Origin of the sequence: Streptomyces sp. NPDC058701, from assembly GCF_042715295.1 — a bacterium.
Taxonomy (GTDB): Bacteria; Actinomycetota; Actinomycetes; order Streptomycetales; family Streptomycetaceae; genus Streptomyces.
The window spans coordinates 34,276-53,233 of the sequence record NZ_JBHXSY010000027.1; the positions used below are offsets into that span (position 1 = coordinate 34,276).

General features: G+C 69.9%; 24 protein-coding genes, 1 pseudogene and 1 CRISPR repeat array (1 of these 26 cut by a window edge). Of the genes and pseudogenes, 20 read left to right on the forward strand and 5 right to left on the reverse strand.

Translation table 11 applies throughout. The features are described from left to right. A CRISPR array of direct repeats spans positions 1–760; the repeat unit is 29 nt (it extends 726 nt beyond the left edge of the window). A gap of 438 nt (positions 761–1,198) precedes the next feature. Further along, positions 1,199–2,412, forward strand: a pseudogene (locus ACFWW8_RS25665) (IS110 family transposase). A 1,326-nt stretch (positions 2,413–3,738) separates the two neighbouring features. Here the strand turns inward: ACFWW8_RS25665 and ACFWW8_RS25670 are convergent. From ACFWW8_RS25670 to ACFWW8_RS25680, 3 genes are all read right to left on the reverse strand, one after another. Beyond that, entirely contained in the window at positions 3,739–3,978 is a 240-nt protein-coding gene (locus ACFWW8_RS25670) for a hypothetical protein (protein WP_386531674.1), read from the reverse strand. Between the two features lie 198 nt (positions 3,979–4,176). Beyond that, a complete protein-coding gene (locus ACFWW8_RS25675) occupies positions 4,177–4,518 on the reverse strand; it encodes a hypothetical protein (protein ID WP_386531676.1) in 342 nt (113 codons plus the stop codon). Next, positions 4,515–4,964, reverse strand: coding sequence for a hypothetical protein (locus ACFWW8_RS25680; protein WP_386531677.1), 450 nt, complete (start codon positions 4,962–4,964; stop codon positions 4,515–4,517). Before ACFWW8_RS25680 ends, ACFWW8_RS25675 begins: the two co-directional genes overlap by 4 nt. 193 nt (positions 4,965–5,157) lie before the next feature. Between ACFWW8_RS25680 and ACFWW8_RS25685 the strand changes: the two genes are divergently transcribed. From ACFWW8_RS25685 to ACFWW8_RS25710, 6 genes are all read left to right on the forward strand, one after another. Beyond that, the gene (locus ACFWW8_RS25685; protein WP_386531679.1) at positions 5,158–6,330 is read left to right on the forward strand and encodes a hypothetical protein; all 1,173 of its coding nucleotides are present in this window, start codon (positions 5,158–5,160) and stop codon (positions 6,328–6,330) included. Positions 6,331–6,574: 244 nt separating this feature from the next. Then, positions 6,575–6,727 (forward strand): hypothetical protein, encoded by a 153-nt coding sequence (locus ACFWW8_RS25690; protein WP_386531681.1) that lies wholly within the window; start codon positions 6,575–6,577, stop codon positions 6,725–6,727. Further along, complete coding sequence (locus ACFWW8_RS25695; protein WP_386531683.1) at positions 6,724–6,912, forward strand: hypothetical protein; 189 nt, start codon at positions 6,724–6,726, stop codon at positions 6,910–6,912. Before ACFWW8_RS25690 ends, ACFWW8_RS25695 begins: the two co-directional genes overlap by 4 nt. Positions 6,913–7,059: 147 nt before the next feature. Next, positions 7,060–7,341, forward strand: a complete 282-nt coding sequence (locus ACFWW8_RS25700) for a hypothetical protein (protein WP_386531685.1) — start codon at positions 7,060–7,062, stop codon at positions 7,339–7,341. Between the two features lie 34 nt (positions 7,342–7,375). Beyond that, positions 7,376–7,759: a DUF6221 family protein gene (locus ACFWW8_RS25705; protein WP_386531686.1), complete on the forward strand. Its 384-nt coding sequence runs from the start codon at positions 7,376–7,378 to the stop codon at positions 7,757–7,759. After that, positions 7,756–9,012: a hypothetical protein gene (locus ACFWW8_RS25710; protein ID WP_386531687.1), complete on the forward strand. Its 1,257-nt coding sequence runs from the start codon at positions 7,756–7,758 to the stop codon at positions 9,010–9,012. Before ACFWW8_RS25705 ends, ACFWW8_RS25710 begins: the two co-directional genes overlap by 4 nt. A gap of 313 nt (positions 9,013–9,325) precedes the next feature. Here the strand turns inward: ACFWW8_RS25710 and ACFWW8_RS25715 are convergent, their stop codons facing one another. Together ACFWW8_RS25715 and ACFWW8_RS25720 are read right to left on the reverse strand one after the other, a co-directional pair. Continuing rightward, on the reverse strand, positions 9,326–9,571 hold the full coding sequence (locus ACFWW8_RS25715) for a DUF397 domain-containing protein (RefSeq protein ID WP_386531689.1): 246 nt from the start codon (positions 9,569–9,571) through the stop codon (positions 9,326–9,328). After that, positions 9,568–10,440 (reverse strand): helix-turn-helix domain-containing protein, encoded by an 873-nt coding sequence (locus tag ACFWW8_RS25720; RefSeq protein ID WP_386531690.1) that lies wholly within the window; start codon positions 10,438–10,440, stop codon positions 9,568–9,570. The genes ACFWW8_RS25715 and ACFWW8_RS25720 overlap by 4 nt, the downstream gene beginning before the upstream one ends. A gap of 299 nt (positions 10,441–10,739) precedes the next feature. Between ACFWW8_RS25720 and ACFWW8_RS25725 the strand changes: the two genes are divergently transcribed. The 13 genes from ACFWW8_RS25725 to ACFWW8_RS25785 all read left to right on the forward strand — a co-directional run bounded on the left by ACFWW8_RS25725 (position 10,740) and on the right by ACFWW8_RS25785 (position 18,952). Then, positions 10,740–11,207, forward strand: a complete 468-nt coding sequence (locus ACFWW8_RS25725) for an ATP-binding protein (RefSeq protein WP_386531692.1) — start codon at positions 10,740–10,742, stop codon at positions 11,205–11,207. A 155-nt stretch (positions 11,208–11,362) separates the two neighbouring features. Beyond that, a complete protein-coding gene (locus ACFWW8_RS25730; RefSeq protein WP_386531693.1) occupies positions 11,363–11,677 on the forward strand; it encodes a DUF6415 family natural product biosynthesis protein in 315 nt (104 codons plus the stop codon). 121 nt (positions 11,678–11,798) lie between these two features. Beyond that, positions 11,799–11,993, forward strand: a complete 195-nt coding sequence (locus tag ACFWW8_RS25735) for a DUF5999 family protein (RefSeq protein ID WP_386531694.1) — start codon at positions 11,799–11,801, stop codon at positions 11,991–11,993. A gap of 20 nt (positions 11,994–12,013) precedes the next feature. After that, a complete protein-coding gene (locus tag ACFWW8_RS25740; RefSeq protein WP_386531696.1) occupies positions 12,014–12,415 on the forward strand; it encodes a DUF6302 family protein in 402 nt (133 codons plus the stop codon). Next, entirely contained in the window at positions 12,412–12,873 is a 462-nt protein-coding gene (locus tag ACFWW8_RS25745) for a LuxR C-terminal-related transcriptional regulator (RefSeq protein WP_386531697.1), read from the forward strand. The genes ACFWW8_RS25740 and ACFWW8_RS25745 overlap by 4 nt, the downstream gene beginning before the upstream one ends. Before the next feature lie 179 nt (positions 12,874–13,052). Beyond that, a complete protein-coding gene (locus ACFWW8_RS25750; RefSeq protein WP_386531699.1) occupies positions 13,053–13,442 on the forward strand; it encodes a 6-pyruvoyl tetrahydropterin synthase family protein in 390 nt (129 codons plus the stop codon). Next, positions 13,439–14,164 carry a 7-carboxy-7-deazaguanine synthase QueE gene (locus tag ACFWW8_RS25755; protein ID WP_386531701.1) on the forward strand — a complete coding sequence of 242 codons (726 nt, stop codon included), beginning with the start codon at positions 13,439–13,441 and terminating at the stop codon, positions 14,162–14,164. The genes ACFWW8_RS25750 and ACFWW8_RS25755 overlap by 4 nt, the downstream gene beginning before the upstream one ends. Then, complete coding sequence (locus ACFWW8_RS25760; RefSeq protein WP_386531702.1) at positions 14,154–14,654, forward strand: phosphoribosyltransferase; 501 nt, start codon at positions 14,154–14,156, stop codon at positions 14,652–14,654. Before ACFWW8_RS25755 ends, ACFWW8_RS25760 begins: the two co-directional genes overlap by 11 nt. Beyond that, a complete protein-coding gene (locus ACFWW8_RS25765) occupies positions 14,644–15,462 on the forward strand; it encodes a class I SAM-dependent methyltransferase (protein WP_386531703.1) in 819 nt (272 codons plus the stop codon). The genes ACFWW8_RS25760 and ACFWW8_RS25765 overlap by 11 nt, the downstream gene beginning before the upstream one ends. Further along, positions 15,459–16,181 carry a thymidylate kinase gene (locus tag ACFWW8_RS25770; RefSeq protein WP_386531705.1) on the forward strand — a complete coding sequence of 241 codons (723 nt, stop codon included), beginning with the start codon at positions 15,459–15,461 and terminating at the stop codon, positions 16,179–16,181. The genes ACFWW8_RS25765 and ACFWW8_RS25770 overlap by 4 nt, the downstream gene beginning before the upstream one ends. Then, positions 16,171–17,205, forward strand: a complete 1,035-nt coding sequence (locus tag ACFWW8_RS25775) for a radical SAM protein (RefSeq protein WP_386531707.1) — start codon at positions 16,171–16,173, stop codon at positions 17,203–17,205. The genes ACFWW8_RS25770 and ACFWW8_RS25775 overlap by 11 nt, the downstream gene beginning before the upstream one ends. After that, positions 17,205–18,317 (forward strand): DegT/DnrJ/EryC1/StrS family aminotransferase, encoded by a 1,113-nt coding sequence (locus tag ACFWW8_RS25780; protein ID WP_386531709.1) that lies wholly within the window; start codon positions 17,205–17,207, stop codon positions 18,315–18,317. Before ACFWW8_RS25775 ends, ACFWW8_RS25780 begins: the two co-directional genes overlap by 1 nt. Beyond that, the gene (locus tag ACFWW8_RS25785) at positions 18,305–18,952 is read left to right on the forward strand and encodes a PolC-type DNA polymerase III (RefSeq protein WP_386531711.1); all 648 of its coding nucleotides are present in this window, start codon (positions 18,305–18,307) and stop codon (positions 18,950–18,952) included. Before ACFWW8_RS25780 ends, ACFWW8_RS25785 begins: the two co-directional genes overlap by 13 nt. Positions 18,953–18,958: the final 6 nt, after the last annotated feature.

The following is an 18,958-nucleotide window of genomic DNA, read 5'->3' on the forward strand; positions in this document are numbered from 1 at the left end:
GAACTGCTGCTCCCCGCGCCTGCGGGGATGGACCCGTGACGGTGCCTAGGTGCTCGACGACCAGGATCTGCTCCCCGCGCCTGCGGGGATGGACCCGCGCCGATGTCGCGCATCGCCCGGTAGAACGTCTGCTCCCCGCGGCTGCGGGGATGGACCCCTGACGATGACGCTGCCGACTGCGGCCGTCACCTGCTCCCCGCGCCTGCGGGGATGGACCCCGCGAGTTCGTCGTCGCGGACGGAGAGCGCGGCTGCTCCTCGCGCCCGCGGGGATGGACCTGCGTACCGGTGGTGGCGCGCCGGGGGCCCGCCCTGCTCCCCGCGCCTGCGGGGGCGGACCCGAGACCCTCGACCTGGCCGGCTCCCTCACCGACTGCTCCTCGCGCCCGCGGGGATGGACCCACGGCGGTGACGATAGCGAGCTGCCTCTGCCACTGGTCCCCGCGCGCCCGCGGGGATGGACCCAGCACGTTCACCTTGCCCGCGCGGGCATTGGTCTGCTCCCCGCGCCTGCGGGGATGGAGGTCAGATGCGGTTGCGGGGTGCAACTCTGCTCCCGGCGCCTGCGGGGATGGACCCGACCGCACAGCCATTGCCACCGCCCTCATCGGCTGCTCCCCGCGCCTGCGGGGATGGACCCGCGTTGTCCGCCCACATCAGGTTCGACAGGCCCTGCTCCCCGCGCCTGCGGGGATGGACCCGCACCACCCAGGGGGTGCAGGGCCGTGGTCTTTTGCTCCCCATGCCTGCGGGGATGGACCCGGGACTACCCGGCTGGCCGCTCGGCTCCAGTTTCTTCTCCTTGCACACCACCTGCGGGCGGAAGCCGAGGTCGGCCAAGCGGGCGGCCGCCGCGTCGGTGAGGTGACGGTCCCGATCTAGGGTGACCACCCCCTGGTCGCCGCAGACCTGGCAGGCCACCGCAGCGGTCCCCCCCCCGTTATGTTCTTCGCGGTCCTGCAATGGGGCCACTGGCCTCCGGGCCCGGTATGACTGTGTCCCCTCTGTCGAACGGATGACCTGGGGGGTGGTGTCGCCGGGCCCGTGGGGTGCCGTCGGAGACGGTGATGAGAGACCCGGCCACCGCCCGGTCCGGCGCAATGCCGGACAGTTCGCGGGCGGCAGGTCTGCATAACGTGGATGCGCGAGCACGGTGCCACCGCCGAGGCCGGCACGGTCAACACCTACGGAGGGGTGCCATGGTAGACACCGGAGGCATGGGCGTCCTCCTCGGCATGGACGTCGGCAAGACCGCCCACCACGGCCACGGGCTCACGCCGGCCGGGAAGAAGGTCTTCGACAAGCCGATGCCCAACAGCGAACCGAAGCTGAGGGCCGTCCTCGACAAGCTCAAGACCAAGTTCGGCACCGTTCTGGTGATCGTGGACCAGCCCGCCTCGATCGGCGCCCTGCCGCTGACCGTCGCCTGCGACGCGGGCTGCGAGGTCGCCTACCTGCCCGGACTCGCGATGCGGCGGATCGCCGACCTCTATCCGGGAGAGGCGAAGATCGATGCGAAGGACGCCGCGGTGATCGCGGACGCGGCCCGGACCATGCCGCACATCCTGCGTTCGCTGGAGCTGACCGACGAGATCACCGCCGAGCTCACCGTGCTGACGGCTTCGACCAGGACCTCGCCGCCGAGGCCACCCGCACCAGCAACCGGATACGCGGTCTGCTCACCCAGTTCCACCCGTCGCTGGAGCGCGTGCTCGGCCCGCGACTGGACCACCCGGCCGTCACCTGGCTCCTCGAGCGCCACGGATCTCCCAACGCTCTGCGGAAAGCCGGCCGCCGCAGGCTCGTCGAACTGATCCGGCCCAAGGCGCCGCGGATGGCCGCGCGGCTGATCGACGACATCTTCGGCGCCCTCGACGAGCAGACCGTCATCGTTCCCGGAACTGGCACCCTCGACATCGTGATCCCGTCCCTGGCCGCCTCACTCGCAGCGGTCCACGACCAGCGCCGGGCACTGGAAGCCCAGATCAGCACCCTGCTGGAGGCCCACCCTCTTCACCCGGTCCTGACCTCGATGCCGGGAGTCGGAGTCAGGACCGCCGCAGTCCTGCTGGTCACCGTCGGCGACGGCACCGGCTTTCCCAGTGCCGCCCACCTCGCCTCCTACGCCGGCCTCGCCCCCACGACGAAATCGTCGGGGACCTCGATCCACAGCGAACACGCACCCCGCGGCGGAAACCGGCAGCTCAAACGCGCCATGTTCCTCTCCGCCTTCGCCTGCATGAACGCCGACCCGGCATCACGCACCTACTACGACCGGCAACGCGCCCGCGGCAAAACACACACCCAAGCCCTCCTCCGCCTCGCCCGCCAACGCATCAGCGTCCTCTTCGCCATGCTCCGAGACGGCACCTTCTACGAATCCCGAACCCCCACCATCACCCTCGCCGCATGACCATCCCAAACACCCGCATACCTGGCACCACGTCCTTGACGAAAGACATAGAGACACCCCCCGCCCGTCCCGACGTCCAGCACCCGCAGACCCGGGCGCAGATCCAGCTCCTCCAGCAGCTCGACAGTCGAACTCATCACCGTCGACATCGACGTGATCGACGCCTCCGACCGCGTCCCGCGCACCCGGCCCAGCAGCGGCTCCCCATCGTGCTGGACGAGCACGGCCCCGCGGCGTCGGCCTTCCGCAGGCAGGAGTTGCAGGACTTCGTCTTGTCCTTGAGGCGTCCGCAGATCTTCAGGGACGCCTTGAGGAGCAAGGCGGCGCGGTTCGGGATGGTGGCTGTGCTCATGTCTCTCCCCAGAGCACAGCCCCCTGCCTGAACCACGAGGTCGGCGGGCGCCGACGCAGGGGGCTGGGCACGGATAGACGGGGTGGGCCCCGGATCCGTTACACCGCGGCGTACGGGTCCGCGAGCGGCACGGCCCGCTCGCAGCCGTCCATACGCGGCTGATGTCTGGCCGTGGTCCCACTCGCAAGTCTTCCGCCCGTTCGGGTGACGCCGCGGGCCGGTGTCGGTAGGCTCGCGTGAGCGTAGGGAACGCGGCGCCGGCGAGCGGTCAGCGACCCCGGGATGACCGCCCTACGCTTTCGTTCATGACCAGCAGTCACACTCATTCTTCCGGGCCCGGTTTGCCTCGCCTGAGCATTTTGCCTGCGCGGGACTATCGGAATTCGAAAGCCGTTCGACGGCAAGTTCGGGAATTCCTCGGCGGAACTCTGAAACTCACCTCGTGGCATCCTCAGGGCCGATAGCGTGGACCCTACAGATCTTCTGTGGCGGCGTGTTGCCGTGCTGCCCCTCGGCGTGGGGGCCGGGCTTTCGGGCGCGGGCACCACGCCGAGGGGTGCGCGACAGGTGTGCTCCGCTACAGAGAGGGCACGATGGTGTGTCCAATTGAAAGAGCGGGCAGTTCGCCGCGACGTCGATGGTGGAAGCGGGTGCTGGTTCGGTCTCGCCGGATCGCCCGTGACATCACGCCGTACGTCGTACTGGCCGCAGCCGGCGTCGATGTGGTTCGGGCGCTGGTGAGGTAGCCGGCCGGACCTGTTACAGCCAGGTCCGGCCGGCGATCGAGGGGCCCGTTCGCGCGGTATGGCGGGCGGGCCTTCGCTCTGAGGCGGTCTCCGCAATTTCCGGATGTTCCGGAACTTACGCGAATCACGTTACATGAATCCGCCGGGCGGAGGGTGGTACCACTAAAATCGTGGTCCACAATTGCAGTACACCGCGCGAAAGTACGGGTGGAGGGGCACCCCTTAACGTTAGGGGGTGATGGAAGCTTCGTGTATCCCCTGCTGCGCGACCTGCATGTGCAGGTCGAAGCCATCGAAGTCGCAGTCCCGGTCGTACTGGCGGGGGTCCATGCAGTCCCCTGCCGCGCAGTCCGCAGCGAACAGGGCACCCGTGCCGAGCATGGACGTGGTCGCGCCGACCGGCTCAAGCAGGAGACGGTGGTCGCGGCGGGGGCCGTCCATCAGGGGGTCCTCGGTGTAGTGCTGCATGGTGGTGCAGTCCCTTCGGAGCGTTGGAGGCCCCGGGTCTCGCTGATGACCGGCCCTTGCTGTGGTGCGGAGGAGCCTAGGGTTCGAGGCTCTGGCCGGGCAGGTTCAGCGTGCGGGTAGCCGGGGGTAGCCCCCCATCGCGCTCGTGTCCAGCCCGAGGGACCAGGGCGTGACGGTGTGCTCGAAGTCCTGCCGGGCTCAGTGGTAGGTCTCGCTTTCGGCCTTCAGGAAGCGCGCAGCTGCCGTGCTGTACGTGGTGGACTCGGTGGTGCAGGTCAGCAGATCGGCGAGCGCGGCGTCCAGCGCGAGGTACCAGCTCCCCAGGGTTGTGGCGAGAGAGAGGATCACCGGGTACGTCTCGGTGGACCCGAACTCGCTTACGTGCCAGTGGACATGCGCCAGCTCGAAGCCGTCGAGGGTATCCGGGGCGCCGGCGGTGGCCTCGCGGTACCGGGCGATGGCCTCCAGCTCCGCGGAGGTGAACGGCGCGGTCTTGTACTCGTAGACCGTCAGGTCGTCGTCCGCGGCTTGGCGGGTCACTGGCCGTTCCCCTCATGGACGGTCGCGAGGGCCTGAGCGAAGACCGGGACCAGGTCCTTGTCGAGATAGTAACCGCCGGTCTTGGACCAGCCGTTCTTGTCCGGCGTGGTCGCCTTGATCGGCGAAGTCATGGACCGACCCCAGTATCCGAGTTCGGCGCCGGCCTTGACGGCCTTCGTGATCGACTGGGACGGACCCTTGAGGGAGTTCTCCCCGTACTGCTCGCGGAACGCGCCGCCGTCAGCGAACCCCTCCCCCGCGACAGCGGCCACGATGAGGTTGCGGGTGTGGGGCTGGACCTGACGGAGCAGCTTCTCGGCCCGGTCAACCGTCCATTCCGTGTCGGTGGTGACGCTGGCGCCGGGCCCAATGCGGGTGACGAGCTCGGCAAGCGCCTGGATGATCTCCGGCGGCGCCGGGTCCGGGATCTTGATGGTGATTTCCACAAGAGGCCTTCCCTTGAATCAACCCGGGATCAACCCGGGATGCAAGGAGTATGCCGGGCCGCGGCGCTGTGAGTCCAGGGTTGACCCAGGGTTGTCACTTACAGGGGCGAACTGCCGGACCCGCTCTAATAGTTAGGTTATCCTTACCGGCTATTCTCCTTTGAATAACCGGTACCTAGCTGTGGGGGAACTGATGGCCGATCACGCGCAGGACGAGCTGCCCGGGAGCGAGCCCGCCGAGGGCGGCCGGGCGTCGGCGGCCGAGGGGCAGCCGGACCCAGCGCCCGCGGTCCCGGAGGGCAGCCGCGCCGCGGTCCCGTCCCCGGTGCCGGCTTCCCGGAAGCCGGCCCGGCGCAGGAGGGAGCCGGTCAAGATCGCGTTCGGTCCGGTCGAGAACGGGCTCGACTACCTCATCAGCGTCACCAAGCACCTGAAGGGCGACCCCGCTCCCCGGGACCTCAAGTACGCGATCCTGCACCTCGCGGCGGCCGCCGAGGTGCTGCTCAAGGCGCGCCTGCAAGGCGAACACTGGTCGCTGGTCTTCGAAAAGCCGGAGACCGCCACCCGGGAAAGTTTCGACAATGCGGACTTCAGGAGCTGCGGCTCGATCGAAGCCCTCGACCGGTTGCAGAGGCTTGCACAGCTCGATGTCGTGAAAAAGGGCTCGACCAAAGACGACTTGCAGCGCCTGATCAAGTGGAGAAACGCCCTCCAGCATTACGGCCTTACCACATACACGGAGGGCGAGAAGGATTCGAAGACACGGAAAACAATCTATGCACCCGCCGTGGAGAAACTCGCCGCCAATCTGCTCGACTTCCTCCTCACGTTCGTGCGGGACGAGCTGTTGCCGTCCAAGCCGCGCGGCAGCAGCCAGCACCTGCGCCTGCACGAGGAGATGCGGGAGGTCAGCAGGGGTCTGTCGGACATCAACATGTACCTGAAAATCCGCTGGAGCGGCCTGCGCGCCGAGCTGGAGCCGCTCAAGGACCAGACGGTGCAGTGCCCGACCTGCCAGGAGTTCGCCTTGCTGTGCAACGGCAAGGCCGAATGCCAGTTCTGCGGGATGTCGGAGGAGACAGGAGAGCGGGTAGCCGACGAGTACGTCGACCTCGTGCAGGAATTCATCTCCCTCAGCGACCCCCGAAGGGTGATTCACCCCTGCCCCGAATGTGAGGCGTTCAGCCTGGTCGCCGACGTGGAATTCGCCAGCGGACGGCGCGCCGAATATTTCTGCTTCACCTGCGGGGGAGAAAGCGTGCCCGCAAACCTCGCCTACTGCGACGTTTGCGGAATTCCCACCGAAGCCAAGGACGGCCTGTCCCTCTGCCCGGACTGCCTCGACGCACGCCTGGCACGCTTCTGACACCCAGCCCGTGAACACCCGTAGCCAACGAAGGCACTTGATGAGCCGACCAAACCGAGGGGGACCACAGGTGAACCACGGACGCAGCCCCCGGGGAGCACGGCCGGAGCCGACGACGGCTCCCCCTGCACCCCCGCCCGTCTCACTGACTCAGGGCCCGGGGACCGACGCCTACACAGAGATGACCGCTCAACTCGGCGTGCTGCACAGCTTTTTGAGGGCGCGGGCGGCAGAGACACCCGTCGTGACTCCCCTCTTCCACGAGTCCTTGGGCTTCGCGATGGGGTACGCCGAGGCGTGCGTGGAGAACGGGGACATCGTCGGCGCCGTGCGCAAACTGGAGTGGATGCGCAACGAGGCGAAGCGCTGGAAGCACCACCCGGAGTTCCCCTCATGACCCTGCACCTGCTCGTCCAAGAGGGCGACGAGTTCTACATGGCTAACCCGCCCCTCGGCTCGGACGGCGCCATCATCCGCATCGCGGAGAACCGGGAGCCGGAGGCCCTGAACACCGGCAAGGTCTGGGTCGTGACCGTCGGCGAGGACGGCAAGGGGCGTCGCCGACGCCTACTCGAAACCTAGCAGCTGCACGACTCCCCCACCACGGCGGCTGGCCAGCCGCGCCGTTCCGGATACGTCCGCCTGAGCCCGGGTGAACTCGCTCCTGTCCGCGGCCCCGCTGGCCCGGGTCGGATATCCGACCCGGCGCCCCCGGCGGGCTTCGACGCGGTGTGCGATCCGGCAGCACTGCGCCTCGCCCTGGACGATGCCGCCCGCGGCCTGCGCGAGGTCGGTCTGCCTCTGGACGGCTCGCCCGCCCCGGTCTCGGCCGCCGACTCCGCCCCGGACTGGGCCCACCGGGCCAGTGTGCTCTACGAGACCCTGGTGCTGCTCGCCGCGCGCGTCGAGCCGTATGCCACCGCCCGCGGCAGCGCGGAGCGCCGCGTACGGGCGGTTGTGGCCGCCGCTAGTTTACCGGCGGGCGCCAGGCGGCCCGCTGACAGCGACTGAAGTGACTGAAAATCAGAAGAAGGTGAACGAAATCGTGACGTCGCCCGCAGACTGGACGGCCTTTCTACGCGCCCGTATCGCAGAGGAGAAGCGTCTGGCCTACGCGGCGGCCGCCGACGGCTGGTGGGACCCGACCGAGCCCGCCGCCCGCCGCTTCGGCATCGAGGCGGACGGGCGACTCATCGTCTCCGTCCTCACCGGCCGCGGCGTCAAGGCCGACGAGGAGGTCGCCCGCCACATCCTCAGCCATCAGCCCAGCCGCGCCCTGGAGGACCTGGACGCGAAGGAACAGCTGCTCGACCACTGCGAGCGCCTGGGCGACGACATCCCGCCGCAGCTCCTGGCCATCGTGCGGCAGTTCGCCGAGCCGTTCCACGAGCACCTCGACCACCCCGTACGGACCCCGGAGGCGCCGTGAGCACGGACGTGGAAGTCTGCGACGCCGAGCTGGTCGAAGGCGACATCGTCGTACGGCCGGCGGCCGCCGAGCAAGGCCCGCGGTACCTCGTCACGCAGCACACGATGCTCGGCCCTGGGGAGCTCCCGCCGCGGGCCGACCAGCGCCCCGCCTGGAACGATCAGGACTTCCGGCTGTCCGCCGAGGACATCGCCGACCTGGCCGAGCCCGACCTCGCCGAGAACACCATCGCCAACCGCAACTCCACCACCGGGGCCTTCGAGGCGTGGTGCGCAGCCCAGACGCCGCCGCGGGTCGCGTGGCCGTGCACGACCGCGACCTACACCTCCTACGGCCTGCACCTGATCCGCCGGGGCAAGGCGGGCGAGTTCAAGCCGGACAGCGTCGGCCAGTACATGTCCCGGATCTGGAACTGGCAGCCGGTCGATCTCCGGCCGGACCCGAGCCGGTTCAAGGGGCGCCTGCGCGTCTGGAAGAAGGAGTGGGCCCAGGCCGGCGGGGAGGTCAGGCGGGCCCCAGCCGTCACGATCGAGTACAACGTGCGCATCATCGAAAAGATCGACGAGTCCACCAACATCGGCAAACGCGACGCCTTTCTGGCCGCCCTGGCCTACTGCAACCTCCGCCGGGAGTCCGAACTCACCGACCTACTCAACGGCCGCATCCGGATCCACGACACCGGCCTGTACGTCGTCACCGCCACCTCGAAGACGGACCAGGCCGGCAAGGGCGCGGGCAACTGGATCAAGGACCGGGAAGACCTCCAGCTCGTGCGCCGGGCTCGCGCCTGGTTCACCGTGCTGCGCGAACTCGGCGCGGACGCCCCGCACCTGCCGGTCTTCCGTGCGCTCACACTCAAGGGCGCGCTGCGGAAGTACCCTGCGAAACGCGAGCGGGGAGTCCGCATGCGCCCCGGGTCCCTGGACGATCGGCTCCAGGAGCTCGCGGAGCGCGCCGGCGTCCCGTACATCGACGGGAAGAAGGTGACGAGCCACGGCTGGCGGGCCGGCGCCAACACCGACATGATCGCGGCCGGGGTCTCCCTCGCCGAGCGGAATGTCGCCGGCCGGTGGGCGCCCGGCTCCCACACCGCCGACACCGTGTACGGCCGACAGCACGGGCTCGGCACCCGCGACCCGCTCTCGGACGTGCCGCTGTACGGCGGCCCTGCACGGGCGGCCGTGGCGGGCGCACGGGCATCCGCCGCGCCGGTACCTCCGGCACCAGCCGAGACCGCGGACGGGGCCCCGTGACGGGCTTCCGAGTGGTGCTCCGGTTCGTGGAAGGCGGCCCTGCGGTCACCGGGGAGTGGGAGACTCGCTCTTCCGCCTAGCGGTGCTACGTGAACTGGGTCGGCCTGTACGGCAGCCATCCGACCGCACGTATCCAGCTGCGCGACGACAGGACGAGCCCCGGTAGCGTGGTCAAGGAGTGGACCCGGGACGGTGGCGAGCAAGCCCGATGACGAAATGCGGGTATCAGGCAAGCCGCCTGGGTACGGGTGTACGGAAAGCCTGGCTCCCCCTGCTACGGGCTGGGGGAGCCAGGCATCGTCATGCTGGAGGCTCAGGCCGAGGCGTGAGTGTGCGCAGCGTGCTGTACGAAGGTCAGGAACGTGGCCGGGGACAACAGCAACGCCGGGCCCTCCAGAACTTTCGAGTCCCTGATGGCGACGCCGGCGTGCTTGGTCGCGCGGAAGTCGGCGATCTCCACGCAGTTGTCGTTGCCGCCGCTGCGGGACGACTTCCGCCACTGGGCGTGGGGCAGCGCCACGCCGTTGAAGGTCGTGGTGCGGGTCGGGCTGGGGCTCATCGCCGAATCTCCTCTATGCGGTTCATGATCGCTTTCCGGGAGGCATCCACGGAAAGGGCATCTGCGACGATCGCCTCGAAGGCGTCATCGAATTGCTGGACAGCCTCGGTGCCCTCCACGAACGTGCCGCCGAGGATGTTCTCCAGCTGCACGACGGTGGGCCACGGCCTCTCGAAGTCCACCACGCTGAACAGCCCGAGCAAGCCGGGGTGGGCGCCAGCAGACATCGGCATGACTTGGAGCGTGATGTTGGGCCGTTCGGACATGTAGAGCAGGTGGTTGAGCTGGTCGAGCATGATCGACAGGTCGCCCTCCTCCTGCTGGAGAACGGACTCGTGGATGACGGTGCGCAGCTTGAGTGGCGGACGGTCCGTGCGGGAAAGTACGGCCTGGCGGGCCATTCGTACGTCGACCAGCGCCTGCACCTCCTGGGGTGTTCTGGGCGGCATGGCGGTGCCCGTGATGATGGCTTTGGCGTACCCCGGACGCTGTAGCAGGCCCGGTACCAGGTGCCCGCCGTAGAAGCGGATGCCGACAGCGTCGCTCTCCAGGGAGAGGTAGTCCCGGTACGGGTTGGCAACGACATCGCCGTAGGTTGCCCACCACCCCTGCTTCCCCGCATCCCTGGCCAGCCCTTGGAGAGCGGAGATCAGGTCTGCGTCCGTGACCCCGTAGGTGGACATCAGGAGGTCGATGTCCTTCGGGGTCACGCCCGCTCTGGCGTTCTCCATCTTCGAGAGCTTGGTGTGGTGCCAGCCCATCCTGGCCGCCGCCTCTTCCCCACTCAGCCCGGCCTTGTCACGACAGTCGGCGAGAAGGCTGCCAAGTCGGCGTCTGCGGAGCGTTGGCTTGGCCCTCTGGTTCGGCATCCGCTCGTTCTCCCTTCGGGTGACGATCTGCCACCTGCGGGTGCGCAGTTGGGTCCCGCGGGTTGCATTGTGCCCTCCCCGGGTTGCACCCGTCGACGGGAACGAAGATTCGGTTTATGCAATTCGAGGTGACGTGGTTGCGCACCCAGGTTCCAAAGAGGCATCCTCGCATAGCAACACTTTTGACGGAGTGTCATTTCATGATCATTCATGACTCTCGGTCAACTCTTTGACGCTGCGCGGAGAAAGAGATTGCTGCCGCAGCCGCCCGCTTCCCCGTCCGTACGGAGGACTGCGCCATGTCGATCGCCGCACCACTTCTGTACGAGCACTCACACGCGGCCGATAGTCCCGTCCGCGGGCCGATCATCGCCGGGGCCGACATCAGCCTCCTCCGGTCCGAGCAGGACATACAGCGTCCGGGGCAGATGCGCCGCATCGCGACGGCCTACCTGCGGCTCTGGAAGCTCGACGACCTCGCGGACGCGGCACGCGTTCTGGTGTCCGAGCTCGTCACGAACGCATTCCAGCACGGCGCGGGCGAGGTGGTCGACGTACGGCTGTACGTCACCGCGGCGGACTTCTGCATCGAGGTGGACGACGGTAGCCCGTGGATTCCTCGACGGTACGCCGACGAGCCGCTCGCGCAGGGCGGCCGGGGCCTGTTCCTCGTGGACGGCCTGGCTGACGCCTGGGGAGTCACAGAGGACGGTGCCCGGGTTTGGTGCCTCCTTCGCCGCGATCACGGTACGCCGGAGGGACAGTGAGCCTGATCAGTCTCTTCCGTCGCCGAGGGACGCGTACGAACCTGGTGCGGCAACCGTCCCCAGCTCAGTTATCCCGCAGGGCCGCGGCGAGCCGGACGGATGTCTTCGGCGCCAGCGAGACGACCGTCCTCCGCGTTCTCGAAGCGCTGCGGCCGGTGCGGACCCCCACCGTCGTGGACTCGATCTTCGACGCGCTCGAAGACATCCTCGGCCAGGGCTATATCCCGGACGACGACGAGATCTCCGACCTCAGCCTCCGGATGCGCGGCTACCTCATGAGGCTCCTCGCCGTCGCCCCCGAGCAGGACGACTTCACCGAACCCGTCGCACGGGCTCGCGCACTTCTCGACGTGGATGTGCCCGGGGACTACATGGGCATCCGGGTGCACCTCCGGCGAATGGCGCTGACCGCCCTGGCGCTGCTTGAGCTCCTGGCGCCCTTCCCGGCGGACTCGGACTCGTCCCCCTGATCTCCCGCGCCTCCCCGCCGGCGAGGTTCGTAGGCGGCCGGGCGCGGGCTCCAATCGCCCTCCGTCGGTAGCCCTTCCCCCTCGGCTGCCGGCGGAGGGCCGTCCCAAGCAGAGGAACATCATGTGCAAGCACAAGCCGCACTGCCCGGCCGCGGATGCCTCCGACCGGGAGGCCGCACACCCCTTGGCCTCCTGGCCGGAACAGGGGTGGAGCCTGCTCTGCAACGGCGTCCTGCTCTTCGAGGACACCGGTGAGCTGCTTCCCGACGGGCGGATCATCGCCCCCCACCGGCCCCTCACGGGGGCCGTAGCGTGATGAGCCTCCTCCTACCACCGATGACCGTAACGCTGGCGCCGGCCCACGAAGCGTACGACTTCGATCACTACCGAGGGCTGCTCGCGAATCCGACCGTGCTCGACCACAGCGTAGCCATCATGGTCTTCCGCGCTCCGCTGCTGGCCGTTGCAGTCGGCGGCCCGCGGCGCGGAGGCTACTTCGCCGCTTCCGACGTGACCATCGGCCTTGCCGTCCGCGACCTTCTGGCCGGCCGCTACGGGTTCCCCAACGTACGTCTGCGCTGGTCCTCCTTCCCCGACACCTGCCACGGTGTTCAGTGGGGGGACGCGCAGCCCGACTCGTACGACGACCGGGTGCGTGGCGAGTTCTTTGGGTACCACGAAGCGGCCATCACCGCGTTCGTGCGCTCCACCGACAGCTGTGGGCGGGTGGCGCGATGAAGGCGGTCCGCCTGACCCGCCGTGAGGGGCAGGTCGTCCAGGAGCTGGCTGAGGGCGGCTCGCTCAGGTCAGCGGCTGAGAAGCTCGGCATCACTCTGAGCACGGCGAAGAGTTACTGCAACGACGCCGCGCGCAAGCTCGGCTGCTCGGCAGTGCATCCCGTCCTGGTCGCCGCGGCGTACGACGCCCAGGTGCTGGAGATCCCCGACTCCGAGGGTACCGAGGTGGTGCTGACGGACGGGGAGCGGGAGCTGCTGCCGCTGTTGATCGCCGGGCTCTCCACGGTGCAGATGGCCCGGAAGACCTACCGCCACATCAACGGCGTCCGGCATGACCTGCGTGGCCTCATCGTCGCCCTCGGCGGTGAAACGCCGGCCCAGGCGGTGACCCGCGCCTACCAACTCGGGCTCGCCGGGCCCCGGCGCCAGACTCCTGCCGAACCGGCGCAAACCGTATGAGCCGGGACGCGTACGGTTCCGGCCGATCTCCAGGGCTATCTCGCCCTGCGGCGCATTACCCGGCCGCGGTGAACGGCGGCTGGTTAACGTCACCGCACACCGCCCGCGGCGCCGGGCGGTCTCCTCGACTGCGCGGCAGGACCCGGACCATCCGACGAATCGCTTCCAGGAGGCAAGACGTGTACCGCATTCGCAAGACGTTCGGACCGTTCAGCGCCGGCCATCACCTGCAAGGGCTCCCGCAGGGGCACAAGTGCGCCAGACCGCACGGGCACAACTACACGGTCGAAGTCGTCGTCGTGAGCCGACAGCTCACCGAGCCGGGATTCGTCACGGACTTCGGCGACCTCAAGCCCTTCGGCCAGTACGCCAAGCAGCAGATGGACCACCAAGACCTGAACGAGGTCTTCGACTTTCCGCCGACGAGCGAACGGATCGCTCACCACCTCGCCGATTGGTTCATCGCCCACCTGGAGCCGGTCATCGACGGCCGGCTGGAGGCCGTCCGGGTCTCAGAGACGGACGCGACCTGGGCCGAATACGTCCCGGACCGTCAGGCGTGCGCATGACGACGGCCACCGGCTCCCCTGTGTCCCATGCGGGCGCCGACCTGGTGCTGTGCGAGCTGTTCGGGCCCACCATCCAGGGAGAAGGCCCGTCGGCCGGTGAGCGCGCGGTCTTCGTCCGGCTCGGCGACTGCAACCTGGCGTGCGGCCCCTGCGACACGAAGCACTCCTGGGACTGGAAGAACTACGTCCGGTCGGAGGAGACGCAACTCGTCGCCCTAGCCGACGTGGCGCAGGCCGTGCTGGCCCTGGACGCGTCGCTCGTGGTCGTCACCGGCGGGGAACCGCTGCTGCAGCAGGCCCGCCTCGCGCTGCTGGCCGAGCGTCTGGTCGCGGCCGGCCGCCGGGTGGAGGTCGAGACGAACGGCACGGTGGCGCCGGTGCCGGAGCTCGACCGGTTCATCCACCTGTACGTGGTCTCGCCCAAGCTGGCCCACATGGGCATGAGCACCGCACGCCGGATCCGGCCCGAGGTGCTGAAGGCCTTCCTGGCCACAGGCCGGGCCGTGTTCAAGGTCGTTCTGGACGGGCCCGAAGACGTGCCCGAACTCGTCGAGTTGCAGGAAGCGCACGGACTGACGCCGGTCTGGGTCATGCCGCAGGCCACCGCAGCCGACGAGGTCATCGCCGGAATGAGAGCCCTCGCCGAGCCCGCGCTGCGCCACGGCTGGAATCTCAGCCCTCGGCTGCATTGCCTGATCTGGGGGGACGAGCGTGGCCGATGAACCGGACATCACACGCCTGACCTGGCTCGACATCGAGTCGCAGGTGGGCCGGCTGGCCGACGGCATCCTCCGCGACGGGGCTCCGCAGACCCTGGTTGCCGTGGTGAGAGGCGGGGGCATCCCCGCGGTCTGGCTCGCCCACCGGCTCGGGGTACGCGACGTGCGCGCCGTGGAGGTGACCCGCACCGCCGACGACACCGTCAACGCGGCCAAGTCGCCGCGGCCGGTCGCGGTGAACCCCGCGTCCCTCGGCGACCTGACCGGACGGGACGTGCTGGTCGTGGACGACGTGGCCGGCACCGGCCACACACTCGTCGCCGCCGTCCTGCTCGCCCTGGACGCCGGCGCGGCACGGGTCCGCAGCGCGGTGTGCGTGGTGAACGAAGACAACTGGACGGACCCTTCGCCTCCGGAGTCCGTCGTGACCTGCATCGGCCTGCTCACCCGCGGATGGGTGATCTTCCCCTGGGAGGGACAACATGAGCGCTGAACTGTCCGAGCAGTTCCGGACCCGGCCCGGCACACCGATGATCGGGCCCTACAGCACCAACCAGATGGACGACTTCTACAGCGCGCTCGCCCGCGGTGAGGCGAAGCCGTCCGGGCTGATGAACCTGCTCCAGCACCTGATAGCGGCAGAAGCCTGCCAGGCGGGGGCCCGGGTGCTGGACGTGTGCTGCGGCCGGGGCCTGGCCCTGCCGCTCCTGTACCGGTACGCGCCCGGGATCGCCCGCTACGTGGGGCTGGACATCAGCCCCGACAACCTCGCCGAGGCCCGGACGCGCATCGGCTCGCTCCGGGAGGAGTACGGCACCCCGTTCCCCGTCGAGCTGGTCCAGTGCGACGTCGCCGAGCCCTGGCCGCAGCTGCCGCCGTTCGACGTGGCGATCTACACCTCCGCCCTGGAACACCTGCCGTTCGAGCTCGGCGCGCGGAGCCTGCACAGCACGGCCGCGGCGCTCGCTCCCGGCGGCGTGCTGTACCTGTCCACGCCGGCCGCCGTCGGGCCGCCGCCCCGGCCGTTGCAGTACCGCGTCCACGTCTACGAGTGGTCGAGGGAGGAAGTCCAGCAGGTGATCGGGAACGCGGGCCTGGTCGTGGAGGACGTCATCGGGCTGCTGCCCCCGAGCCAGGCCGAGGTGGCCGCGGAACTGAAGGAGCAGTACGGGGCGGATGCCGCCGACCTGTACCGGCACCTGGCAGCCCGCGTGCCGAAGGCCCTGCTGGACACGGTGTCGGCCGCGGCCGTGCCGCGCGTGGCGACCGAGCTGCTCTACGTCTGCCGGAGGCCCGCATGAGCAACGCGACAGTTCCCCGGCCCCGCCCGGGAGACCAGGGCGCAGGCCGGCCGCTGTGGGTGAGCGTCGAGGGGATCAACGGCATCGGGAAGACCTCGGCGGTGCAGGCCCTCGCCGCGGCCTGCGGGGCGCGGTGCTTATCCCTGGCCGAGCTCACCGACCAGGCAGCCGACAGCCTGCCCGGCCAGGTGATCGCCGCCCTGGCCACCGGAGGTGACGCCTTCCTGCGCACCGGCCACCCGGTCGCGGAGACCCTCGCGCTCCTCGCGCTGAAGGTCCGCGAGTACGAGCGGCTGGAGAGCCGTCGGCTCGTCGGAGTCGACTTCGTCCTGGAGGACCGGGGCGTGGACAGCGTGGCCGTCTACCAGGCGGCGATCCTGGCCGCAGGGCACGCGGGCACCCAGCCGCAGGCGGTGGCCGGGCGGATCCTTGCCGCGGCCGCCCGGTGGCGGCCCCTGCCGGACGCCACCGTGCTCATGGTCGGGGACCGGGCCGCCGCCACGGCCCGGTTCGCGGCCCGGACCGGCCGCACCCTCGCCCCACGGGACCTGGCGGTGATCGACCAGGCCGACCGGCTGTACCGGGACGTGGCCGCGGCCGATCCGGGGCGGTTCACCGTGCTGGACGTGACCGGCCACCACCCGGCGCAGAGCGCCGGCGCACTGCACGAGGCCGTACAGCAGCTGCTCGCCCGGCGGGAGGCCGCCCATGCCCCGTGACATCACCCTGTTGTGGGGCCTGCGCTCGCCGTGCGCCTTCGCCTGCCGGCACTGCTACTTCGGCACCGTGGAGGAGCACCGGGCGAACCTGCCCTCCCTGCCAGGCGTCCTGTCGCACATCTCCCGCAACGACCTTCCGGCCGAGGCCATGACGGCCTTCGCGCGCACCCTGGCCGACTCCCCAGTAGCGCGGGTCGTCATCGCCGGGGGCGAGCCGCTGGACTGGCCCGGCGCCCTGGACCTCATCGCGACCATCAAGTCCGCCGGCTGCGAGGTCGTCATCGCGACCAACGGCGTACCGCTCACCCGGCCGGGCATCGCCGAACGGATCGTGGTCCTCGGCGTCGACGGGGTCTCGGTGTCCCTCGACAGCGCCGACCCGGCCACCAACGACCGCCTGCGCCCCTCACGCTCCGGCCGCTTCGGCCACTCGGACGTCCTGGACGGCATCCGTACCCTGCTCCGCGCCCGCGGCCAGCAGGCCCGGCCCCGCGTCGGGATCTACACCGTCGTCATGCGCCACGGCCCGCACGAGATCACCGACGTCGCCCGCCTGGGAGCAGACCTCGGCGTCGATTACTACGTGCCCCAGCCGATCTCCCTCGCCCCCACCCACAAGCTCTTCACGGAGCTGACCCACACCGTCGCCGATGCGGGCGCAGTCGCCGAGCAACTCGGCCGTCTCGCGGACGACCCGCTCGGCCTGGCCATCCCCGACCAGGACTACATGCGCCGCTTCGTCGCCGCGATCTCCACCCACGCATCCGGGCACGTCACGGACTGCTTCGGCGGGGCGCAGCTCTTCTTCATCCAGCCGGACGGCTCCCTGTGGGACTGCCCCTCCGACCGCCGCATCGCAGCCACCGCCCCCAGTCAGCGCCGAACGATCGCCGGGGCGGATGCCCGCACCCTGTTCGACGGACGCCCGGCCTGCACCGACTGCTCCCACTTCAGCCGCGACTGCGTGAACATGTGGCCGCTCGCGCTGGGCATGCCCCGCCTCCTGGACCCGGAGACCGCCTGATGACCTTCCCCGCTCCCTCCGACCCGGTAGGCCTGCTCCTGCCCGCGATGGCCAGCGCGCTGGCCGCAATGCCCGACCCGGCCGCCGCCCTGTGCGGGGCCGTGTTCGAGCACAGGCTCACCGCCGCCCTCGACAGCCCGCACGCCGTCGCGGTGTCCTCCGGAACGGCCGCCCTGGACACCGCACTGGCCGCCGTAGGCGTCGGCCCAGGCGACGAGGTGCTTCTCCCCGCCCTGACCGTGATCATGACCGCGGCCCCGATCGTCGCCCGCGGCGCGACCCCGGTGTTCATCGACACCGACCCCGACACCCTGGAACTGGACTACGAGGACGCCCACGCCAAGATCACCCCGCGCACCAAGGCGATCATCCCCGTGCACCTATGGGGCCGCATGGGAGATCCGGCCCGCCTGTGGGACTTCGCCGCGCACCACGGCCTGACGGTCATCGAGGACGCAGCCCAGGCCATCGGCACCTCCCGGGCCGGCGTCCGGGCCGGCACCGCTGGCACGGCCGGATGCTTCAGCACCAAGGACGGCAAGATCCTGTGGACCGGCGAAGGCGGCTTCATGCTGACCCCCGACGGATCGCTCGCCGCCCACGCCCGCGCCCACCGCAGCCACTGGCAGCAGCCCCCGGCCGGAAGCGCACCCCTGACCCGGATCGCAACGAACGCACGCCTCGCCGAACCCCTCGCCGCCCTCGGAACAGCCAACCTCCAGCGGCTCCCCGCACTGCTGGAGCTCCGCCGCGAGCAGACCCGCCGCCTGACCCGCTTCCTGGACGGCGTCCCCGGCCTGCACGCCCTGCGCCCGGCCCCGGACGAGCAGTGGAACCACTACGCGCCGCTCCTGCACGTGGGCCTGCCCCGGCCGCGGGCCTTCGCCGAGCACCTGGCCCGCCTCGGCGTGCCGAACTCCACCGGCAGCTTCCGCCTCGTGCCCTGCGACAGCCGGCCGCAGTTCTACAGTCCGCAGCGGCCGCTGTGCCTCGGCGCCGCCCGCATCCTCGATCACACCCTCGCCGTCGTGCTTACCGAACGCGACGACGAAGCGGTGATCGACCGGTACGCCGCCACCATCGTCAAGGAGTCGGCCACATGGCAGCCCTGACCGAGGACCCCGCACTGGGGGACACAACCTTCGTCGTGATCGACTTCGAAGGAACCACACCCGCCGGCCACCCGCCGCAGCCGATCGAGGTCGCCGCCCTGGCGCTGCGCCGGCGCGCCGGGCAGTGGACGCGGGTCGGAGAGTTCGAGTCGCTCATGGCGCCGCCGGACTTCGCGCCGCTGACGCCCTTCGACACCCAGCAGACCGGCATCACCCCCGCGATGCTCGAAGGCGCCCCCTCGGCCGCCGAGGCGCTCGCAGCCCTGGACGCTCTCCTGACCGACGGCCCGTACCTGCTGGTGGCCCACCACGCCAGCACCGAGGGCAACATGATCTACCACGCCCGCCAGAGCTGCCCGACCCTCGCCGCGACCGACCTCCTCGACACCATCCCCCTGGCGAAACGGACCCTGCCCGGCCTGGCCAACTACCAGCTCGACACCCTCCTCGCCCACTACGCCATCGCCAGACCCACCGACCGCCACCGGGCGATGGCCGACGTCCGCGTCACCGCCTCCCTGTTCACCCGGCTGCTCACCGACGCCCCAGGAACTCTCACAACCCTCCAAGGCCTCCAGGCCGCCGCCGGGCGCCGCGCGAAGGCCAACGAGCCCACCCAGAACTCCCTGTTCTAGCTCGGC